The following is a 21915-nucleotide window of genomic DNA, read 5'->3' as shown; positions in this document are numbered from 1 at the left end:
AGCAGGCGCCCTTTCCGCGTGCCGGCCCGAGACGAGCATCTGGCGCGATCAGGCCGCCGCGCTCGCCTCGTGTTACGGGGCGAGGACGCGGCGGACGAGTTCTTGATCGACCCGCTCGCCCGAGCGGCGAGGTCGCCGATCTCGACGATATCGAGGGTCGGCGGCGGAATCGCAAGGCCTGCCTGTGCGCGGCCGTCCGGAACTCGGCGGGGCTGCAGGCGGCGGGCGGACGGCGCGTGCTGCGCGTCGATTACGCTGCTCCCGGGACCGCGGCCGGCCGCGCCCTGAGCTGCGCGTCGTCGACGCGACAACGAATCTGCACACGGCGGCGGAGGATTGGCACGCCACGCGCTCGGCGGGCGCCTCGCGGTCAGTCCACCGGCTCGGTATCCACAACCTGGACGCGCTTGCCCCGGCGCTCGCGCGCTGCGATGCGGCGCGATGTGGGCTGGTCCTGGCGCGGCTCGACGCCCGCGAGGACGGCTCGATCGAGCGCGCCCGGGTGCTGCCCAGAGCGCCGCGGCCCGGCGCTGACGGCGCGCATGGTAAAGGTCCTGCCTCGAGGCCACCTGGCGTGCACACGCGGCGGCAAGCCCGCGGCCGTGCGCGGCGCGGTGGAGTGGCCGGCGGCCGTGCGGTGAGCGAGATGGAGCCCACGTCGGGGAGGGCAGCTGCGATCTGAGCTCGTAGCGCTGCATGGCGCTCCGGTCCGGCGCCGCGCTCTTCATCCCCTGTAGGGGCGTACCAGCCCTGCCGCGATCAGGATCCGCCACTGCGCGCCGAGCTCCTCGGCAAACGATCGATCCTCGATGAGCACCCCGGCCTCGATGTTCCGGGTTTGCCCGCGGTCCGTGAAGTTTGCCGACGTGATCAGCGTCCGCTCGTCGTCCACTACGATGCACTTCGCGTGCAGGCTCGCCCAGGGGGGGCCCGGCATGGCCGTCCTCGGGTCGAAGTAGACGTCTGGCTTCGGCGCGCCGAAGGTCCAGACCTCGCGGAAGAAGCGGTCGATCGCCGCGGTCGCGAAGGCGTCGGCGTCCTGAGCGCTCCTCGCCTCGCCGGGGATGTCGAGGAACAGGAGCGCCCTGACCCCCCGGCTCTGCATCGCTGCATGCAACGGCTCCAGGATGCCGGGCCTGTCGAACGTATAGCCTCCCACGATGACGTAGCGCTTCGCCCCCTCGAACAGATCGCGCACCAGGAGCGCGGTGTCGCGCGCGACGCTGCCGCGCGCCTCCGGCCCCGTCCAGACGAGGCTGAGCCGAGGCGGTGGACGATGCGTCCGCTCCGCGAGCACCAGGCGGAGCGCGGCCGTGGCCGCCTCGGCGCCGAGCCCTCCGAGCGCGTCCAGGAGCGCGGGGACGAGCGCTCCGTAGCCCGAGGCGAGGAGCTCCAGCTCCGAGAGCGGGCATTCCAGGCGCCGGCGGTCGATGGCTTCCAGCAGCCGCTCCAGCACGGGCCGCGGCACCTGGGAGAGCCCGCTCGGGATGTTGGCGCTCATGGCCGGGTCGAGAAGAAGGCCAGCTCCGCAGGGTGCCCCAGCGTGGGCACGACGAGCGCGCGGTCCAGGTACCGGTTGAAGCGCTCGCAGCTACACTCCGCCACGAAGAGGCAGCCGTGGCATGCGGCCCCCTCGAGGTGCCGCTCGGCGTGGTCGTTTTCCGGCGAGTGCGTCCCGCACACCGGGTCGTTCGAGCACAGCCGGCCGAGGTCGAAGGCGCGCTGGAGGTGTGCGCGGAGCTGCCGCCCTTGCTCGACCAGGCCGCCCAGCGTCCCCTCCGTCCCGGAGGTGCCCGTCGAGAGCAGGATCGCGGCCATGGGTGTCGGGTCGCGGTGCGACGGGCCGCAGTAGATGCGCTCGCGAAGGGCGCTGGACGCGTAGCCGCATTCGAGGCTGATGGCCGAAATGAGCAGATGGGCCAGCGTGTGCAGCATGTAGAAGCGGACCTCCGGGAACGGCGGCGGGTGATCGAGCGTCCCGGCCCAGGCGTCGTGACCCGCTTTCAGGGCCACGGCACGCACCTTCTTCACGCAGTCGCGCTCCTCCCATTCCCGCACCGCCGCCTCGTCGAGCTCGATGAACACCCCCTCTCCGCGGATCTCCGACGCGGGCAGCCAGTTCGTCGTCAACCCCAACGCGGCCGTCTGCACGCCGAGGTCGTACTCGCCCTGCACGTCGGGCGTGACCGGCTCCAGGCGCGTGAACCCGATCTGCGCCACGACCTCGCGCAGCTTCGGGGCCACCACGAGCTTGCGGATCCCCGTCGGCAGGCCCTTCTTCGGCTTGACCTCCCGCGCGAAGAAGGTCGCCCCGGTCGGCGGTAGCTCGCCGGGAGCCTCCAGCTTCGACGCCGTGAGCTGCCGGTACTCTGCGGTCCGGATCGGCCCCTGGGTCGCCGGCCGATCGCTCTGCAGCGCCTTCACCGCCTCCATGACCTCCGCGTCGGTAAGCCCGTCCAGCGCGATCCTCACCTTCTCGATCTGGCGGAAGATCGGGAGGTTCTCCCTCGTGGCCGACTTCAGCACGTCCCATGCTCCCTGGACGCGCTCCCGGACCTCGCCCGAAGGGTCCGGGATGGACAGGGCGCTCACCACCTGCGGGAAATACGAGTTACTCGCCGTGCGGACGAGGAGCTTCGCGGTCTCCTTGCACTCCTCCCTGCCCTCGGGCCCGAGCCACGGCCGCTCCCCGCGGCAGTGCAGCTTGAGTCCGCCGAGCACCTGGTTGAGCGGCGCCGAGCCGCCGCACGCGCACGCGACCCGGATGTCGTTGAAGTCGCCTGTCGGCCCCTCCTCGAAGGTGAGCGAGGGGGCCGCGCACCGGGGACGCTGCTGGGCCTCATGGACGAACGTGATCCAGGCGAACTCGTCCGCGTGCCCCTTCTTGCAGGCCATGACGAAGCGCACCGGCACGCACTCGGCCCTGTCGCTCCGGGTGCACTGGTGCCAGTAGCGGTGGCTCTTCAGCTCCAGCCCGTCCTTGCGCAGGAGCGCCCGGCACGACGCGTTCTGGCACACGAACCATTGAGGGAACTCCAGCACCTGGATCCCGGCGAAGCGGCTCGGCTCCCGGTCGTTGCCGACGGGCGGCGCGCGGAAGGGATACTCCGCCGAAAGCTCTCGCCCGACCTGCTGGAAGCGCTCCACGACCGCGTCGCGGAGCCGCGGCTCGGGGATGTGCGGGATCGCGTAGCTCTTGTCGTAGCTCCAGAAGTCCAGGCCCCCGACCAGCACCGCGTCGTTGAGCAGATCGACCATCGATCCCGGGCCGAACGTGGTCACGACCTGGCTCTGTCGGATGGTGCCGTCGGGCTGCTGCTGCACGCGGGGCGCGTGCGGCCCCCGGGGCTTCATCATCGCTTTCCTCCCAGCGACCGGCGCTCGATCCACAGGTGAATCGACGGCTCCACGTCGCGCATCGACGTCGGCGCCGCGAAGCGGCCGTCGGGCGAGTTCGGGTCGGGCGCGTTGTCGTCGGTCACGGAAAACAGCAGCGGCCGACCAGCCGCCTTGTCCTTGTCGAAGGGGGAGTAGCAGCGCCGCGCCGCCGCCTCGTGGCGCGCCTCGTGCACCAGCTTCTCCCACGCTTCGACGACCTTCCGGCCGCGGCGCCTCAGGGCGTCGACCGCGCGCTCGTGATCCTCGCCTTCGAGCTGCGCCGTGTGTCGCCCTGAGCGCTGCGCGATCACCTCGACGCACGCCTCCGCCAGCGCACGGTGGGCGTTGATCTCCATTGCCGCCGCGGCCGGCGTCATCCCGGGATTGGCGAGCCGCACCATCGACACGAGCGTTCCGGTGAGGCCCCGATCCAGCGCTGGCCCCGAGAAGGGCGTCAGGCTCGTCGCCTCCACGTACCTGTAGAAGCTCTCGTGGTACGCGGCGAACCGCTCGTAATGCGAGCGGTCCCGCGGTTTTCGCACGTTGAAGCACGTCACGACGAGCCCGGCATGCTGCCGGCCGACGCGGCTCGACGCCTGGATGTACTCGCTGGTCGTCTTCGGCTGCCCTGCGATCACCATGAGCCCGAGCCGGTCGATGTCGACGCCGACGGAGATCATGTTGCTCGCGAGGAGAACGTCGACGTGCTCCTTCGCGGTGTGCGCGGCCCCGAGGCGGTCCTTGGCCTCCTTGATGGCGCCGGCCTTCTCGCGGGAGGTGAGCTCGACGGGCATCGAGATCGCCCGGTTCTGCGCCCACGGGTGCGGTCCATCGTGGCCCTCGGGCATGCGCTTCTCGATCGTCGCGACGCGCGTGCGCACGTCGTCCTCGACCAGCCGCCGCATGCCGCCGAGCTCGCGCAGGCTGTTGAAGTAGCCCGCCAGCGTCATGTAGGGGTCGGCCGGCTGATCGTTCGCGCCCCTCGGGTCGAACTGCTTCTGCGCCGCGCCGAGCAGCGCTACGTACGTGCGCAGCAAGATCGCCTTCTGCGGCCGTCCGGGCGCGGCGACGCCGACGTATAGCCGCCCGGGGGACTTGCGATCCAGCGTGGCGAAGAAGGTCTCGGCGTGGTCCACGCCGGGCGGAGGGAAGAGCGCCATGTGCTCGCGGCCGAACAGCGCCCGGATCTGCTCTCGCGCGCGCCGCAGGGTGGCCGTCGAGGCGATCACCTTCGGCGGGACCGGCCTCGCCTGGCCGGGCCGCGACGACAGGTGCTCGATGGCGGTCTCGTAGAGCCCGACCATGGTGCCGAGCGGCCCGGCGATGAGGTGCAGCTCGTCCTGCACGATGAGCTCCGGCGGAAGCAGCCCGGCCGGGAGCCTGACCGCGCCCTTCGGCGGCCGGTCCATGGGCCCGTAGAACTTCTTCCCCTCGTGCGCGGCGGCCCGGCCGAACAGCATCCCGGTCTCGCCGCGCCACGGCAGCATCGCGAACTTGTCGACCGTGGCCACGAGGAACGAGGGCAGCTCCCGGTAGATCTGCTCGTCCACGAAGAGCACGGGCAGGCCCTCGGCGTTGTTGCGGGGGTTGAAGGCGCAATCGCTGGGCGGCTCCCCCGAGGGCGTCACGCAGCTCACGACCACCTCCTCCGGGGCCGTCCGGCTCGGCGCGAGGACCAGGCTGTCGCGGCCCAGCCGCCGCCCGCACCAGGGGCAGTTCGTGAGCGGGAACGGCGACGAGGCGTTCTTCGAGGAGCTGTTCTTGTACTCGATGACCAGCTTCTTCACCTGCTCCAGCGTGTTGGCCGTCGCCGACCGGCCGACCCACAGCCCGACGGCGAAGCGCACCTCGCCGAGCTTCTTCGGATGCTCCTTCCGGATCAGCTCCAGCGCGCAGATGAGCGTCGCGGCGCGACCGAGCTGGTCCAGCGTCAAGAGCCGCAGCGTGTACCGCAGGAGCACCGCCACGCCGAGCCCGCCGTCGGGCCGCCGCTGTCCCCGCAGCCGGCGCAGCAGCAGCGTGAAACCGATCACGCCCAGGTACGCCTCCGTCTTGCCGCCGCCGGTCGGGAAGAAGATGAGCTCGACCTCCTCCCGGTCCTCGTGGGTCTCGTCGGCGATGCCGACCAGGTTGAGCAGCACGAAGGCGAGCTGGAAGAGGTGCCAGGTCGGCCGCTTGTCCTCGTCGTAACGGTCCGGGTTCCGCTGCAGCGCGGCCTGCGCCATCGCCTTGTTCATGAGGCCGAAGGCCTCGAGGACCTCCCGGTCGCGGGCCAGGAGATCGATCCCGGCCTGGATCCTCGCGCACGCGCGCCGCGCCTGCTTGATGACGAGCAGCTTGCGGGTCTCCTCGCGCCGCGGGCTGTCGAGGGGGATGTTCGCCTGGTCGCCGATCCACGCCGTGTAGGCCTCGACGAGCGGCTGCAGCGCCGCGGCCACTGTCGCTCCCGGCCGTTCGCCCGTCGCCGCGCCGTCCTCGAGAGCCTGCGCGGCGAGCTTCGCCAGCTCCTCCATCCGCGTGACGACCCGGTCGTCCTTGCGCGTCTTCACCCGGCGCACCTCGTGGCGCGGGATCCACGTCGTTCGCAGCGTGGTCACGGACCGCTGCCCATCGGGCGCCTCGACGGCGACCCCGTGCCCCACGGCCCACTCGCTGTGCGCGCGGAACTGGAGATCCGCGACCCGATCATCGGGATCCGATGCGCCCTCGCCTTGGCGGTTCGGGCGGGGCACGAACCCGCGCGCGTAGTGGAGCTCGAGCTCGACCTGGAAGATGAACTGCGTGTCTTGCTGGCCGCGCTCCCCCGGCTGGCGGCGGTTCACGACGAACAGCGAGAGCGCGCGCGTCCCCGCCAGGCCTGGCGCGTCGGCCGGCTCGAGCTTGCCGCACACCTGGATGCCGGGCGTATCGGGGAGCGGCAGGCCCTCCTCGATGGCCCCTGGTTCGAGCGGGAGCTCGACGCTGCGCGGCGGCTGCGGCACCCTGGGCCAGACGACCTTTCGCTTGCGGGGCTCGTCGGTCTTCTGTTCCACCCGCACGTACTCCGCGAAGGTGACCGTCGCCCGGATCGTCTCGGGCTCTGCCGAGGGCCTGGGCAGCAGGACGGAGAGGCCCATCGACGCGGGGAAGTGGTTCTTCTGCTTCGGCTCCAGCTCGGGCGGGCTGCTCTCCTCGTCGTCGTCCTCTCCGGCCTGGGTGAACTCGTCGTCGGCCGTGGGATCGTGCGTCTCGCGGTCCGCCTGCGGCGCGAGGAAGCCGGTCAGGTACCAGCGCGACGGGGGGAGGGGGAGCAGCTCCTCGGCAGCGCCGGCAGGGGTCCCCGGGGCGAAGGGGCCCACCAGATCGGCCTGAAGGGCGGCGACGAGGCCAGCGCGAACATCGGTCGAGGAGGGCATCGTGGTGACACGATCGCCCGCTGCGCGCTGCTGGACAAGCGCTTCGCGAGGGCGGCCGCGCGCTTCAGGCGAACGCGACGGCAAGGCAGGGCCGATGGGATCTCCGGCCTTGTCGGAGCGTTCGCCGTAGTACGCTCCGCTGCCGCCTGGAGGACGACATGGTAGCCGCGAATCGGAGCGCAGACGTTGTCGAGATTCGCTATGCGCTCGAGCAGCTCTTCATCGATCAAGAGCACGACTGGGTGAGCGACACGATCGCTCCGGTTCTGGCGTGGGTTCCAGGCAGCTCCAGGAACGAGCGGAGCCAGCCGTTCCGCTTCGTGGTCGACCACGTCGTCGCCGGGAGGTCGAGGACCGTGCACGTCGACCTGACCTGGGATCTTGCCCTGCTGGAGCGCCTCGTTCCTGGAGTCGACGCCCATGCTCGGCGGCTGCGCGACGGGCGGACGGCGCAGCGCGAACACGTGACAGAGCTGGCAGCGTACGGGCTGACGTTCGTGGCGATCTCCACGCTGATGCCGGGCCGGCGGGTCAAGACCATGCGCAAGGGCTCTGCGCCGGACATCCTGTTCGACGTCACGCCGGGCTCTCTCCGCGGCGTCGAGGCAGCGGGGCGCGCCACGGGGGGCCGCAGCGCGCTGCTGGCGGTCCGGGACGGAGCGGCGTCGAGGCGCGGGGCGCGGGCGAAGCACGGGAAGGCCGCGGAGCTGCGCGCCCGGCGCGACATCGCCGAGGTCCATCTTTCCCTCTGGTGCGCCTCGCCTCGGGTCAGCATGATGGAGCAGGTCAAGCCGTGACGAGCGGATCGGAGCTGTACGAGTTCGGCCTGGCGAGCAGCGGGAAGCTGAAGCTGCGGGCGACGGCTCGTCTGGCAGAGGGCGGGCCTGACGCGACGTTCGAAGCCTGCGTCCTGCTGCACGAGGCCGCGCGCCTCGAGCGTCGGGCTGCCGAGGTCCTGCCGGCCTGTCCCGCGTCGACGCGCCTGGCCGCCTCCGTGGAAGAGTGCTTCTGCCTCGTCGAAGGACGGAATCCACCGGGGGCTGGCGAGGTCTGGGGGAGGATCCTGCGCGAGAAGCGCGACGTGGACGGCGGCACGGCGGAGGCGCTGCTGTCACGGCTCACGCCGCGTTATGAGGCGAGCCGCCGCGGCTTCGCGAAGCTCATCGGGAGCTGTACGACACTGCGGCAGCTCAGGATCGCCGGCGCACTCGTGCCCACGTCAGCGGCCGAGCGGGCGCGGGCGGCTCGCGAGGTGAACCTCGTCCTGTCGAAATTCCCCGGGATCCCTGGCTTCTGGTGGGCGGCGTACCGCCTCGCCGAAGCTGGGGGTGACCTCGAGACGGCGTGGAGCGCTCTTTCCAGGGCCCACCGGCTCGAGCCCGACAACCGGCAGTTCACCGCCATGGGCGTGCTCGTCGCAGCGCGCGCGCTGTCCGCCGGCGATGCCGACGAGCACCTCGGCCGCGCGAGGGCGTCGCTCGACAGAGCCGGGGCCGAGGTTTGCCTGATGTATGCGCTCGCGGAGATCGAGCTGGCGAGGGCGGACGGGGCGCGAGCGCGGTGGCTGCGGGCGCGCGAGGCGACCGGCATCGGGCTGGTTCAAGCCAGGTCCGAGGAGCTGAGGAGGGAGCTTCATGCGACGCAGCTCGTCCTGGATAGCCTCCTCGCTGGGCAGGATCCGACGTTCGACGCGCTGTACCTCGCCGGGCTCGGCGCGGTCGCTGCGAGCGCTCCGCCGAAGAGCAACGTGATCGAGCTTCTCTCGTCGGAGGCGGAGCGGCGCGTGCAGGCGATGGAGCGTCGCGCGGCGGCGTAGCGCACCGAGCGCGTTCCCGTCAACGCGCTCCACGGTTGCTCGGGGTGGACAGCATGGCCCCATCGTGGTTGCCGCATCCATCCGCGGCGTACCAGACCCGCTCTACCGCTGGGATGCTCCCAGCGTGATCGGCAGACAGCCGTGTCCTCCGGCCCGTGAACCGAGGTGGTACCTGCCGGCACCGATCGGTCCGCCCTGCCAGACGAGGACCTCGTCCTGCGGCCCCTCCAGTCTGCTCACCATCACGTAGGGAACGCGCCACAGGAGCGGCCTCTCCTGGAGCTTGTCGTTGACCCCGATCCAGGTGTCGGCGTCTGTCACCTGATGCCACTGGATTCCAGGCGCCAGCAGCAGATCATGATGCGGGACATCGCTCACATCGCATTCAACCCAGTCCGCGGTGATGTCATCGAACCAGACGAGCGTCTGGTTGCCGTCACGGAGCAGGGTTAGCTCGACGTATCGGATGGCGTCGCGACGAAAGCCGTTCTGGAACATGTAGCTCAAGCTGGCGCGCAGCCACTGGTTATGCTGGGTGACGAGCACTGGGATCGGCTGCCCAGCGTCCGGTCGCGCGCTTGTCATGGTTCCCGCAGAGAGCATCCATGAGTGGTGCAGCACCTCCGCGAGACCGAGCGGCTCGAACTTGTCGGCGTGCTTGAGCTCCACGACGTAGGAGCGATTCTCCTTCGAGCATATCAGGTCAGGACGGTAGATGTAGCCGAGGCCGGTCTCCTCCACCTGGTCGGCTGCTTTCACCTTCAGCTCGGCGAACCAAGCAGGAATGCCGGCGGCGCGCCATCCATCCTGCCGTCGCTCGTGGGCGAAGTACTTCTGGAGAACCTTCTCGCGCAGGAAGCGTCCTTTGGGTTGCAGCGCTCTCCACCCCATGGGCCCTCTCCTTCTGGAGGCTCCCGTGTCTGGTCGCCCCCGCCCGAGCGCTCACGCTCTGTCAATCAGACCACGTGCCTTTGAGCACGCGGGCGAGCTCGTCCTGCCGGCGCTTCACGATCGCGGGGGTCCACTCCTTCTCTTGCAGCACCTGGGTCGTGAGCGGGAAATTCGAGACACCTCCCTTCGTGCAGAAGTACTTTGTCTTCTTCGTGTCGAAGTCGTAGTTCGAGGCCTGCGCGTTCTTCCGGCGGGTCAGGAGGAGCAGGTTGCCGAGCCGGTGTGCCCATTCCTCCCGGACCGCCGCGTCGGGCCACCAGGAGAGCCACTCGCTGTTCGCCGGCGGCGACTGGGGGAGCACGTGCTCGACGGTGGGGTTCTCATCCGTGTGCGGCGCCTTGCTCTCGGCCAGCGCGGCGTCCACGCGGAGCAGCACGTAGGCGCGCACCCTCGTGTTGAGGTAGAGGTCGCCTTCGGCGACGGCGCAGGCGTCCTCGAGCTCCCCGGGCGTGGGCGTCATCTCCTTGCGGGCAGGCTCCACGTCGTTGCCGCACGTCTCGAGCGCGGCGAGCACGCCGGCGTAGCGGTTGATGCGGTCGTTGATGTCGGCGCGGCCCACCATGAGCACCGACGCGAGCCGATCGAGGGCGGCGAGGGCGGCCTCCAGCTTGTCGGGCGAGGCCTGCCACCGCGAGACGATCACGAGCGCCGCGGGGATCCAGTCCACGTTGTCGATGCGCCCGAGCCACTTGAGGAGCCCGTTGATCGTCGTTGCGTCGCGGTCGCTCGGGTAGGACGCGTGCTGGATGACCTTGAGCGCCTCGGCATACGGCTCGAGCACGTCGTCCACGAACCACTTCGGGTTGCTGGCCGACTGGACGAGCTCGCGGATCTCCGCGAGCACGCTCTTCTCGACCTTCTTCCGGACGAGGACGGTGCGCACGTACGAGATGACGTCGCGGAACGCGTCTCGCCCGAGGTCCTCCTCGATCTGCTCCCATCGCTGCGCGTACGTCTCGCGCTCCGCTTCCCGCGGGATGGCGCCGAGCACATCGGCCTTGAGCACGTCCGCGTGCGAGAGGTCGAGGCCGCGGTTGTTCAGCACGGAGAAGATGCGGTAGGCCGACTCGAACGTCGGGGTCGACACCACCACGAGGAAGGAGTGGAGGACCAGGTACTGCGCGAGGAGGATCCGCCGGTCGGGGGAAAGCTCCTGGACCCGCTTGCGGAGCAGCATGGCGTTGCGGGCGAGGTTGCGCTGGCTGTCCGAGAGCTGGTTCAGGTTCAGGGTGGGCAGGGTGTCGAGCGCTCCATCGCTCTGGATGTGCTTCCGGAAGAAGTCCTCATCGCGCTGGCGGAGCGTCAGGCGGTAGCGGGCCGGGATGAGCCGGAGCCGGTTCTCCGGTTCGTAGATCAGATCGCGGAGCTGCGCCCGGACCTCGGAATCCTCGATCTCGGCACGCAGCACCGAGAGGAGGATCGTCAGCGTCGTGAGGCGCTGCTGTCCGTCCACCACGTCGGACTCGGGCTTGCCCTCGGCCTTGATGATGACGATGCTGCCGAGGAAGTAGGGGGGCGCGTGATCCAGCGCGGCCGTCGAGATGTCGCCGAGGGCGTCGAGCAGGTCGCTCAGGAGCTCGCCCGCCTGCTCGGTCTCCCACGCGTACGGACGCTGGTAGGGCGGGATGCGGAAGACGAACTCCCGGCTGAAGAGATCGCCGACCTTGGACTCCTTGCCGCTGATGGACACGCTCATGCGTCTTCGCTCCTGTCGTCGTCCGGGAGGAACATCTGTGCGGATGCGGTCGATCGGGATCGCCCCGTCTTCTTCGAGGCGGCGCCCTTTGCGGCGCCCTTCTGCTTGGCGGTGGCCGGCGCGAGGCCCCTCCGCTTCTCCTCCTCGGCGCGCTGCGCGTTGAGGACGAAGAGGCGGTCGATCACCTCGTCTCCGAAGCGCTCGAGCTTCTGCTTGTCCGCGTCGGTCGTCGGGCAGTAGGGGGGGACGGGGAGGTCGGACCAGCCGTACGCGTCGAGGACGGCGCGGTCCATCTCCTCGTGGAGGCGGCGCAGCTCCAGGATGCGCGGATCGGCGCAGGCCGGGTCCTTGAGGCGGTTGTAGGTCATGGTTAGGCCGACGTTGTTGTCGACCATGTACGCGGCGCGGAAGTCATGGAGGCGATGGCCGATGTATTCGAGGGCGGGGATGACGGCGCGGGGATCGGGCTGGGGGAAGGGGAAGTTTTCGAAGCAATCAGATGCGGTATAGCGCAATCTGTCTTCGAGCGATGAGGACAAGTGGCGGGCCCATGCTTCGTGAGGGCGGGACTGGAGTACAGTGAACCCTGTGTCGTTTTGCAGTAGAAATACGTTCAGGGTGATTCCTAAGACGCGATCTGTGGGCTGAAAGCATACGGCAAGATGCTTGGAGACCTGGGACAGCGTGATGCATCTTCTTGAGTGCGATAGCCCTTCGTAGAGGGCTGGCTGTCGCTCTGCGTACAACCACCAGAGATCGCGATAGGATGCGCGATTGTTGTGATCGCGTTCTGGTTTGACGAGGCGCTGAATTCGTTCGAGCGCGCTTGGCCAGCGTCTTGCTTCTTCCAGCGACAGGTTGCGGAAGTTGATGATAAACCGGTGTGGCTCCTGTAGAGGACTTGTGTTGACCTCTTCTCCGCCGATGTACGGCATGATCACTTGCGCATTGGAGCGATCTGTTTGTAGGAGAGCCTCGCGTTCGCTGGAGGTAAGAAAAAATCCATCTCCGTAAGGCTTCGATCCAAGGTAACAGATCCCGGCATTTGCGGCCAGCGCAGTTGGTACGGGCCGCTCAGCGGCCGGTTTGAGCGACGAATTGATCTCATGAACAATCTTTCCGTCTAGGTGTAAACCTGGTCCGAGCGTTGTGCCGACCTTGCCTTTTGCCGTTTGAACCACGGACACGGCCACGCTTGCCTCTCCGGGCCAAGGCAGCGAAGATGTCGCTTCATATATCTTGTGGCCATTCTTGAGGAGTGCCTCCAGTCCAGAAACTCTGGTGTCTCCCTGCGCGATCGTATTTGTCGCGATAAGTCCTAACGTCCCGTTGTTTCCAAGTAGCGTGTCGGCGCGGCGAAAGAAATGGGCGCAGAGGTCGGTCTTTCCCGTCGCGCCTGCGTGCAGCATGGATAGCCAATCTCTGTACGGGGTGCCAAATGAGCCGGAAATGGAGCTCACTCCCATGAACGGCGGATTCCCCACGAACGCATCCATGTATGCCGCCCGGTTCACCTGGTTCTCGTCCAGCGGATCCGGCCGCTCCGCGTAGAACACCTCGGGGAACTCCACCATCCAGTGGAACACCGGGATCCTCCCCCGGATCTCCTCCTGCATCGCCTTCAGCTCATCCGGCGCAGCCCCGCCCTCTCGCAGCCAGGCCGTCACCCGGTCGAGCCGCCGCTCCCGCTCCTTCTCCCGGTCCTTGTCCTTCTCGTGCGCGAAGAACGCCCCCACCACGAGATCCCCGATCAGCCGCACCCGGTCCAGCGCGTCCTGCGCATCCCACAGCAGCCGCTCCTTCTCCCGCTGCGATACCCCGTCGTCCTGCTCCGCCATCCGCAGGATCTGCTGTCGCAGCGCGATCGCCTCCTCCAGCGCCGCGTCCAGCTCCTTCGTGAACAGCTCCTGCTGCTTCCCCGGCTTCCAGTGGAAGCTCCGGATCTGGTCGAAGTCGAGCCCCACCAGCGAGTCCCCGTGGCACAGCGCATGATCCAGGAACGTGAACGGCAGCTCCCGCGCCAGCGTCACCAGCCACAGCGACAGCTTCGCCAGCTCCACCGCCGCGTCGTTCTTGTCGACGCCGTACAGGCACCGCTGCGCCACCAGCCGCCTCGCGTGCATCAGCGGCTCCCCGTGCTCCGCGCTGATCGCCTCCAGCGCCCCCTCCCGCGTCCACGCCGCCACCACGCGATCCGCCAGAAACCGGCACGCCTCCACGAGGAACGCCCCGGACCCCATCGCCGGGTCGCAGACCTTCAGGTTCAGGATCCGCTCCGACGCGGGCGCCTCGCCCATGACCGCGAGCAACGGCTCCAGCGTCCGCCGCACGATCGGCGCCGACAGGCTCCTCGGCGTGTAGTGCGAGCTCGTCCGCCGCCGCTCGCTCCCCGGCTGCAGCACGAGCTGCCCGACCTTCGCCCGCGTCAGTGCGCGCTCCGCCTTCCGCCCGCCGGCCGCCTGCCTCGCCAGCGCCTCGACGACCTGCCCGGCCCCCTTCGCCGCCGCGATCTCCTGCGCCAGCTTCTCCGCCTGGGCCGCGCTCAGCCCCACGGTCTCCTTGAGCCACTTCGCCCGCCGCCCGGCCGGGACCGCCAGCACCTCCTCGGCCGTCACCCACAGCCGGTCCGGCTTCATGCACACCGCCTCGGCGGGCATGCGCCGGACGTGGTAGCCCATCAGCGCCTCGTACACGCTGCCGATCTGCTCGACGTCCAGCGCCCGGTACGACAGCCGCTGCCCCTCGAACACGAGCAGCTTCTCCAGCACCCGGTAGACCGTCTCGTCGTCCACCGTCGGCACCCGCACCTCGGCCTGCGCCTCCGCCTGCCCGATCGGCGCGCCCCCCGCCGGCCCCCAGCCCTCGAGGAACGGGTACGTGTGCGGGTTGAACAGCGACCCGCGCCGCGGCGGCATGCGGAGCGTCCCGTGCTCCACGCCGAGGTACACGGCCCGGAACAGGGTCACGATCCGCCCCCAGGCCCCGAACCGCCGCGCCATCGAGTCGGGGTACGCGCCGTGGTCGGCCTGGAGCTGCTCGAACAGGCCGAGCAGCGAGAGGTGCCCCTGGTAGAGCGGCTGCTCGACCGGCAAGAGCCCGCGATCCTCGGCGTAGAGCACGAAGACGAGCCGCAGGAGCACCGTGAGCAGCCCCTTGTAGAGGTGGTCGTGCGCCCGGGCGAGCGCGTCGTCGAGCAGGTCTCGCCCGCCGCGCTCGGCCGCCCCCTCGAACCCGCGCAGCAGGATCTGGAGCGCGTCGAACACCTGCTCCGCGAGCTCGTTCGTGACGTTCGCCTGCCGCTTCCGGCTCTCGGCCAGGAGCGCCGGCAGCGAGCGGTCCGCGGCCACGCCGAAGAAGCGCCCCGCCGAGAGCAGCATCACGAACGCGTCGAGGATCGGCCGCCCCCCCACGCTCGCCATGTCGTCAATGCGGAACGTGATCGCGCCCGACGACTCGCCGTGCGGCGCGTACACAAGCCGCACGACCTCCCGGTTCGTGAGCAGGCCGATCGGCACCCGGCAGTGCCGCAGCAGCCGGTCGAACTTCGCCGCCGGCGGGTAGTCCCACGTGCCCGTGACCGTCTCGGACCGGTCGAGATCGAGCCCACGCGGCACGTCCCAGACGAGCGCCTCGTACCCCGCGCCCGCGCGGCTCGCCGGCGTCGCGTCGGCCCCGTCGGGCGGCGCCGCGGCCCCCGTCGGCTTCCGGAGCGCCAGGGTGGGGCGCAGCGTCTGCTTGCCCTCGGGCACGTACAGCGAGAGCTCCTCGGGCATCGCGTCGCCGGCGTCGAAGATCTCCGGCGTGAGCCCGAGCAGCTCGGCGAGGAACCGCGGGAGGTCGCCGATGCCGCGCCCGGCCGGGCCGGTCTCGTCCTCGCGGCTCGGCGGGCACAGGGAAAGGAGCCGCGCCTGCGTCTCCGGGGGCTGCCGCTCCATGCACTGGGCATCGGCGAGGACAGGGATGGACACCACCAGCCCCTCGATGGGCTGCACCATCCCGAGCCAGGTCTCGTGAAATCGTTGCTCGACGTCGGACATGGTCTTAACCGCGGGTCTCCGGCCAGAGGACGACGAGGCCGACCGGCTCCAGGCGCCGAAGCGCGATCTGGTACAGGGCCTCGATCTGCCTGGGTTCGCGCTCGGCCTCGCGCTGGATCGCGTCGAGCCGGTCGTTCATCCACTGCTGCTCCTTGCGGAACTGCTCCTGCTCGCGGTCGTTTAGCCCCAGGTCGGCGAATGTGAGCTGCGCCCGGCTCCGCATCTCCGCCAGGATGGCCGCGCGCTGCGACGCCAGGATCTCTTTAAGCGCCTCGGACTCCTCCGCGCCTCGCGCGACGAGCTTCCGCTCCGCATCGTGCGCCAGGCTGTCGGCCTCGTCCCGGATGTGCGGCCAGAGCGCCGCGAACAGCCCGGGCGCGGCGGCCCGCACCTTCTCCTGGACGGCCTGCGATACCTGCTCGAGCTCCGGCGCCTCGGCGAGCACCTGCTCGAGCAGATCGACGGCCTTGCGATCAGCCTCCTCGGCGAACGGCCTGATCTCCGCCTCCTTGCCGTCGATCCAGCGCGCGGCCACGCTGACGAGCTGGTCATGGAGCCGCGTCGCGCCGCGGCCGAACAGCGAGAGCCGCCCGAAGCCGATGACGCGCACGAGCGCGTCGTGCCGCGTCCGCACCACGGTGACCCGGCTGAGGTCGTGGGCACTGTAGCCCTGCGACAGGAAGCGCCCGAGCACGCGCTGCACGAACGGGTGCTGGAGGTGCAGGTGCGCGAGGGCGCTGTTCATGCGCGGCGGCGGGCGGAACACCACGGGCTGCGGCGGGCGCTTGCGAAACTCCCAGAACGGCTCGTCCCGCCTGCGGGGCGGGCGCAGCGTGTCGAGCGTGTCCTGCCAGGACGCGGGCAGATCCGGCACGGTCCAGGCGTCCGCGCCGGGGATCTCCGCCGGGGCGAGCCGCCCGGCCCCCGCGAGCTCCAGGCCGACGTCGATCGTGTCGCGGAGCAGGGCCGGATCGAAGTCCATCACCTTGCGCGACCGGTTCAGGATGCTTCCCGCCTCCTCGATCTCGTCCTGGAGCCGGCGAAGCTCCCCTCGCTGCTCCTCCAGCTCCTTCGCGGCCGTATCCTTGAGCCCTCCGGCCTCCTCGGCGGCCTCGAGCCTCGCGAGCGTCCCCTCGTCGATCCCGGCGTCCATGACGGTGGTCATGCGGTCGAGGAGGACCGAGCTGATGGAGCCCAGCTCCCGGTGGATGACGTCGACCTTCGCGACGAGCGTCCGGAGCACCAGGTCCTCGGGCCGCTCGGGGTAGACGAAGTAGTGGCAGCGCACTTCCGGCGACGGCTGGAGCGTCCGATCGATGCGTCCGTTGCGCTGCTCAAGGCGCGCGGGGTTCCAGGGAATGTCGAAATGCACGAGGTCGGCGCAGTGCCCCTGAAGGTTCACGCCCTCGCGGGCCGCGTCCGTGGCGATGAGGATGCGGACGGGGTGCTCGTCCGGCGGCGCGTTGAAGGCCCGCTGGACCTCCTCGCGTTGCTCGTCGCTCATCCCGCCGTGGAAGACCAGGATGCGCTGGTCGGCGTCTTCCGTGCCCTCGACGGCCGCCTGGAGGAGCTGGAGTAGGTAGCGCTTGGTGTCGCCGTATTCGGTGAAGACGATCAGGCGGCGGTCGCTCCACCGCCGCTCCGCGCGGGGCCCTCGCGGCGAGGCCCCCCCGACCTGGACGGCCGGGCACTGGTGCCGGCGGATCCAATCGAGAAGCGCGAGCGCTTTAGCGTCGGGGGCGCCGCGGTGCTGCTGGGCCAGGCGGAGCATTTCGTCGAGCAGCTTCCGCGCCTCGGTCCCTGAAGTCTGCCCTGAAGGCTCGGGGGCAGGGGCCGCTCGCGGCCCCGCGTCGAGGAGCGGCGCGAGGGCGCGCGAGGCGGCCTCGACGCCGAGCTCGTCGGCCTGGTCGATCGCGTCGTCGTCGACGCCGTACTCGTCCTCGTCGCCGAGGAGCGAGAGCTGGACCGCGGTCCTGGCGCGCCCCTCGGCGACCGCGCGGTGGTGGGCCTGGAGCGTGCGGTAGAACGCCTCGACGCTGCTAAGGAGGCGCTTCTGGAGGTTGATGAAGACGAGCTTCCCCTGTCCCTGCGGGGGCCGCACGAGATCGGTGTACCTCGCGAGCAGGCGCGCGAGCGTGAGCTCGGCGCCCGCGCCCTCGCCGAGCGCCTGCGCGGGACCCGGCGTTGCGCGTTTCGTTCGCGGATCGACGTCCACGGGACGCGACGTCCACGCCGCCCCGTCGTGCGTGAGCTCGATCTGCACGAGGCGCCGCACCGGGAACTGCTCGACGCCGAGCTGGCGCAGGTCCTCCTTCAGGCGCCGGACCATGACCGGATCGAGCCTCTGCCGGTCGCGCACGGGGACGCCCCGGGTGAAGCGCTGCGGGTCCAGGATCTCGAGCAGCGCGGAGAAGCTGTTCGAGTGGCCGTTGTGCGGCGTCGCGCTGAGGAAGAGGCGGTTCTCGAAGCGGGGGGCGATGTCGCGGATGACCTCGGTGATCTTCGAGTCGATCGCGTAGCGGCTGGCGCTCGCCGGCGCCGCGACGTGGGCCTCGTCGAGGATGAGCAGGCTCTTCGTCGCGCGCTCGCCGATGTGCTGGAGCAGCGGGTCCCGGTACTCCGGCCGCCGGAGGATCGCGTGCGAGATGATGAAGCGCGCGTGCGTCGCCCAGGGGTTCACGCCGAAGCCCCGCTCCCTGCGCCGGCGCCCCACGAACGGCCGGCTCATGACCTCGAAGTGCAGGCCGAAGCGCCGCTGCATCTCGTCCCGCCACTGGAGGCAGACGGACGCGGGGCACACGATGAGGATGAAGTCGACCCGCTGCCGTAGGAGGAGCTCCTGCGCGACGAGCCCCGCCTCGATCGTCTTGCCCAGGCCGACGTCGTCCGCGATGAACAGGTTCGCGCGCGGCAGCATCAGCGCCTTGCGTAGCGGCGTGAGCTGGTGGGCCATCAGCTTGATGCCCGCGCGGAACGGCGCCTGGAACAGCTTCGCGTCTGTGGCAGTCACGCTGCTCCATTTGAGCGCATGGAGGTAGGCGGCGAAGCGCCGCGGAGGATCGACGCCCGCGGTCTCGCCCAGCCCGTGCGCCTCGGGGTGCAGGACGCGCGCGCCGAGTTCCAGCTCCCAGAGCACGTCGAGCGGGCGGCCCGGGTTGTCGTCGTCGAGACAGACGAGCCGGACGAGTGTCGAGTGGCCCTCCGCCGGCGGCGGCACGACCTGCTCGACGAGCCACTGCCGGTGGCGCACCTGAACGATGTCGCCTTGCCTCGGCGCGTACCGCGGGACCTCGCGGGCGGTGAAGATCGGCGGCGGCGGCGCCGTGTCCGCGGCGCCGTGCGCCCCGAGGAGCCGCGCGGCGAGTTCGGGCCGGGCGCGCCCCGTGTCGTCCAGCCCGTGGAGCCGGCAGGCCGCCTTCAGCTCGTCGCGCCCGAGACTCCCGAGCAGTTCCCGGAACCGGATCCGTCCGGAGCGGGCGATCAGCTCGACCTGTTGCTCCTTGGCGGTGTTCGGTGGGACGTTGATGGAGAAGGCCTGCCCAAGATCGAGCAGGCGCGCCTTGGTGAGCGTCTGGAGGACGGAACGCGTCGACGGGGCCGTCACCGTGCCAGGATAGACGACCTTACGGCCGGCAGCGCAGCCAACCGCGCGGCGGGCGAGCTGTAGCGTGCGGGGGAGGATGGGCCGACCATCACGGTCGTGCCCGGGAGCGCTCACCCTCGCGATGGCCATCAACCAGCCTGCGCCATCGAGCAGCAACCATCGTGAGCGTCAGCACCTCGGGAGCGGGACCGGACCGATCTCAGCGGCGGAACACAGAGGAGAAGCGCCCGGCGGGCGTGACGATGACGTGATCGGCGAGAGGTACGCCGAGCAGGTGTGCGGCGTGCTCCACGGCGTTAGTCAGGAACACGTCCTCGTCGGTGGGCTTGGGGTCGCCGCTTGGATGGTTGTGACAGAGCACGAACGAGGTGGCGGCCATTTCGAGCGCGGCGCGCAGCACGTCGGTCTGCTGGACCACGGTGCCGATGAGGCCGCCGCGCGAGAGCATGCGCACGCCGCGCACGCCGTGGTGGACGTCGAGTGCAGCGATCCAGAGCTCCTCGTGCACGAGATGGGCGAGCATGGGTTCGAAGAAGCGGGCGATGTCGCGCGGCGAGCGCAAGCGCCTCGGACGGCGCGAGCGCGCAGCGTGTACGCGCCGCCCGAGCTCGAGGGCGGCGAGCAGCCGCAGCGCGTCTTCGGGCGCGAGCTCGGTCCGCTGCGCGACCGCGTAGGGCGTCAGGCGCCCGAGTTCGAGCAGGCCGTGCATGCCGAGCACGCGCGACGCCGCACCGGGCAGGCCGAGCACCAGGTCGACGAGCGTGGCCTCCGGGGCGGTGGGCACGTCGACGAGTGGGGCGACAGGGGGGCTCTCGGCCGCATCGCTCATGATGCCCCCTTCGCGAGGGTGAGCCGCGGCGGGTCGAGGGCTGGGAGGAGATCCGCGGGCACCCTCAGGCAGGCACTCTGCTCGGCGCGGCTCATCGCGACCACCTCCGGCAGCGAGCGAGGGAGCGGGCGAACAGGCGCCGCGCCAGACGGAGCCGCGTGGCCACCGTCGGTCTGGGGATTGCGAGGGATTCGGCGATCTCGAGCATCGTCAGGCCGGTGGCGGTGAGCGCCAGGACCTCGCGAAGCTCAGGGCGGAGGCGGTTGAAGGCACGAAGCAAACCGCGCGCGACGAGGCGATCCTCCGGAGAGGGGGCGACGAGCGTGGAGAGACGCTCAAGATCGAGCGGGGGCGCTTCGTGCCGGCGGTAGGCCTTGTCTCGGTAGTGCGAAGCCTGTCGCGAGGCGACACCGGCGAGCCAGGTGCGGAGGGCGTCGGCGGGACCAAGAGCAGGGGGCGGGCGGAAGCGGCCGGCGCGCATGCTGCGCCAAGCGCCGAGGACGGTGTCCTGCGTGACGTCGTCGAGATCGGCGGGGAGAACGCCGCGGGCGCGGAGGGTGCTGCGGATGAGCGGGCGCTGTTCGAGGAGCGCGGTAGCTTCGAGGTAGACGGCGGGGTGAGATGGCTGGGACCGTACTCTGGGCGGACCGGCGAGCTGGGAGCAAGCAGCGGGACGGAGGCGGCGGCGAGAGGACGGATCGATCTCTTGGCCCTGTTCAGGGCGTGGACGTACTGTTTCCATGTCGGACCTCGTGCAAGCGGGGTTCGGCCACGCAGCCCGGGGCGTTGGCGCGCCCGCGGGCTGCACTTGTTGCGCTGCCCGCAGCTTATGCGCCGCGAACCATGGCAGTCAAGGGAACCTAACCTAAAGGTTGCGTTTTCGCAGGACGAGGAGGGGACGCCGCAGGTATGGAGGGCGATCATGCGGATGCGGTGCTCGAGTACATCGGGGCGAACGTGCATCGGCTTCGTGTACGGTCCGGTCTGAGCCAGGAGGCACTCGCCAAAACGACGGGTATCAGCACCGGCTTCCTGCAGCGCGTCGAGAGGGGAAAGACGAACCTCGGGGTCGTCATTCTTGTCCGCCTAGCTGACGCGCTCGGTGTCGCGCCCGGTGTTCTGATGCGCCGCGCCACTTTGCCGGAAGCGACGGTCGGCAGGCCGCGCAGGGCACGCGCGAAGCGGGGATCTTCAGGTTAGCCGAGCCCGGCTTGTCGTGCGAGGCGAAGGACTCCGCTAGCCGGCAGTGCCGCACTGCCGAAGAGTTTGCTCTATTGAGAGCGGAACCGGCGGTGGAGGGAGCGCGACCAGTGCCGCGCCACCGGCCCGCGCAGGTCGCGCGCTACGCAGCGCGGACGTACGCAAGCTGGAAGGAGCCGTCCCGCGTTCACGGCACCTTGCGCCGGCGCGCTTCGCACGCTGCGCCGTGGTGGCGCTCGCGCTCCTCAAGGTCCCTCAGCCCGGCGTTGGCGATCCATTGGGCCAGGTAGCAGGGCGCGCCGAGCGCGTCGAGACCCCCCAGGTTCGCCGAGTGTACAGCGTCAGTAAAAGTTACTGTCGCTTGACAGGGTTCGGGACGGCGCATGAACGAGAGCCCGTGAGGAGGCCCGAAATGGTAATTCTGACGACCCGGTAATTCGTCGCGAATTACCGGGATCTGGTCAGGCGGGGAAACCGTTCTGGTGATGCACAGTTAGGTCGTTTCGAGCGAGCGCCCGAGAGGCCGATTTGGGGGGGTCGCTAAGGGCTCGATTTGGTAATTCTGCGCGGGGTCGGCGGATGGTCTCCTGTGGGTCGCCAACCTCGGTCTTGTCGCATATGTATGCGATAGGGCGCCGCGCGGCGGGTACGACCGCGGGGCGACCCGGGCGGCGCGGCGCGAGCTCGTCCCGGCGGACGCCGGGGCGGCCTGGGCGTGGAGCCGAGCACGTGGCGGGGCGCGAACTCGGCGCACAGGGCCGCGGAGCTCGTCCAGGCGAGAGGCTGGCGCAAGGCGGAGCTCGCCCAGGTGGACGCCAGCGCGACCCGCGGCCGCGGCGCCGGGCGAGCTGGCCCCGCTCGACGGCCGGGCCGTGGGATCGCCGGAGGGGTCACCTCGCGCACCGAGGTCACGTGCTCGGGGCCCAGCGAATGCCAGTCAGGTCACGGTGCCATGTTAGAACCGGCGTTCTCTTGGTCGCACGCTACATCAGACTTTAATGCCGCCGTC

12 protein-coding genes are annotated in these 21915 nt (G+C 70.1%); 3 read left to right on the top strand and 9 right to left on the bottom strand.

Annotation, left to right across the window (positions count from 1 at the left end):
- Positions 1-724: 724 nt before the first annotated feature.
- From drmC to drmA, 3 genes are read right to left on the bottom strand one after another with little or no spacing between them, the layout of a single operon-like run.
- Positions 725-1501 carry a DISARM system phospholipase D-like protein DrmC gene (drmC, locus tag WMF43_RS34600; protein ID WP_437671219.1) on the bottom strand — a complete coding sequence of 259 codons (777 nt, stop codon included), beginning with the start codon at positions 1499-1501 and terminating at the stop codon, positions 725-727.
- Entirely contained in the window at positions 1498-3357 is a 1860-nt protein-coding gene (gene drmB, locus WMF43_RS34595; protein ID WP_437671217.1) for a DrmB family protein, read from the bottom strand. The genes drmC and drmB overlap by 4 nt, the downstream gene beginning before the upstream one ends.
- Complete coding sequence (gene drmA / locus WMF43_RS34590; protein WP_437671216.1) at positions 3354-6773, bottom strand: DISARM system helicase DrmA; 3420 nt, start codon at positions 6771-6773, stop codon at positions 3354-3356. Before drmA ends, drmB begins: the two co-directional genes overlap by 4 nt.
- A gap of 158 nt (positions 6774-6931) precedes the next feature.
- Between drmA and WMF43_RS34585 the strand changes: the two genes are divergently transcribed.
- The gene (locus WMF43_RS34585) at positions 6932-7570 is read left to right on the top strand and encodes a hypothetical protein (protein WP_437671214.1); all 639 of its coding nucleotides are present in this window, start codon (positions 6932-6934) and stop codon (positions 7568-7570) included.
- The gene (locus WMF43_RS34580) at positions 7567-8589 is read left to right on the top strand and encodes a hypothetical protein (protein WP_437671212.1); all 1023 of its coding nucleotides are present in this window, start codon (positions 7567-7569) and stop codon (positions 8587-8589) included. The genes WMF43_RS34585 and WMF43_RS34580 overlap by 4 nt, the downstream gene beginning before the upstream one ends.
- A 102-nt stretch (positions 8590-8691) precedes the next feature.
- On the opposite strand, the gene WMF43_RS34575 is transcribed toward WMF43_RS34580, so the two are convergent.
- The 6 genes from WMF43_RS34575 to WMF43_RS34550 form a co-directional block, all read right to left on the bottom strand.
- Positions 8692-9480 carry a hypothetical protein gene (locus tag WMF43_RS34575; protein WP_437671210.1) on the bottom strand — a complete coding sequence of 263 codons (789 nt, stop codon included), beginning with the start codon at positions 9478-9480 and terminating at the stop codon, positions 8692-8694.
- Positions 9481-9541: 61 nt separating this feature from the next.
- Positions 9542-11236 carry a DUF262 domain-containing protein gene (locus tag WMF43_RS34570; protein WP_437671208.1) on the bottom strand — a complete coding sequence of 565 codons (1695 nt, stop codon included), beginning with the start codon at positions 11234-11236 and terminating at the stop codon, positions 9542-9544.
- Positions 11233-15273 carry an Eco57I restriction-modification methylase domain-containing protein gene (locus WMF43_RS34565; protein WP_437671206.1) on the bottom strand — a complete coding sequence of 1347 codons (4041 nt, stop codon included), beginning with the start codon at positions 15271-15273 and terminating at the stop codon, positions 11233-11235. Before WMF43_RS34565 ends, WMF43_RS34570 begins: the two co-directional genes overlap by 4 nt.
- Positions 15274-15277: 4 nt before the next feature.
- Positions 15278-18877, bottom strand: coding sequence for a DISARM system SNF2-like helicase DrmD (gene drmD, locus WMF43_RS34560; protein WP_437671204.1), 3600 nt, complete (start codon positions 18875-18877; stop codon positions 15278-15280).
- Positions 18878-19076: 199 nt separating this feature from the next.
- Positions 19077-19706 (bottom strand): JAB domain-containing protein, encoded by a 630-nt coding sequence (locus tag WMF43_RS34555; RefSeq protein ID WP_437671202.1) that lies wholly within the window; start codon positions 19704-19706, stop codon positions 19077-19079.
- Between the two features lie 91 nt (positions 19707-19797).
- Positions 19798-20448: a sigma-70 family RNA polymerase sigma factor gene (locus WMF43_RS34550; protein ID WP_437684143.1), complete on the bottom strand. Its 651-nt coding sequence runs from the start codon at positions 20446-20448 to the stop codon at positions 19798-19800.
- A 167-nt stretch (positions 20449-20615) separates the two neighbouring features.
- On the opposite strand from WMF43_RS34550, the gene WMF43_RS34545 reads away from it, so the two are divergent.
- Positions 20616-20906, top strand: coding sequence for a helix-turn-helix domain-containing protein (locus WMF43_RS34545; RefSeq protein WP_437671201.1), 291 nt, complete (start codon positions 20616-20618; stop codon positions 20904-20906).
- The last annotated feature ends 1009 nt before the right edge of the window (positions 20907-21915 follow it).

This window comes from Sorangium sp. So ce131 (assembly GCF_051519095.1).
Lineage (GTDB): Bacteria > Myxococcota_A > Polyangia > Polyangiales > Polyangiaceae > Sorangium.
This window is presented reverse-complemented; position numbering and strand designations above follow the sequence as displayed.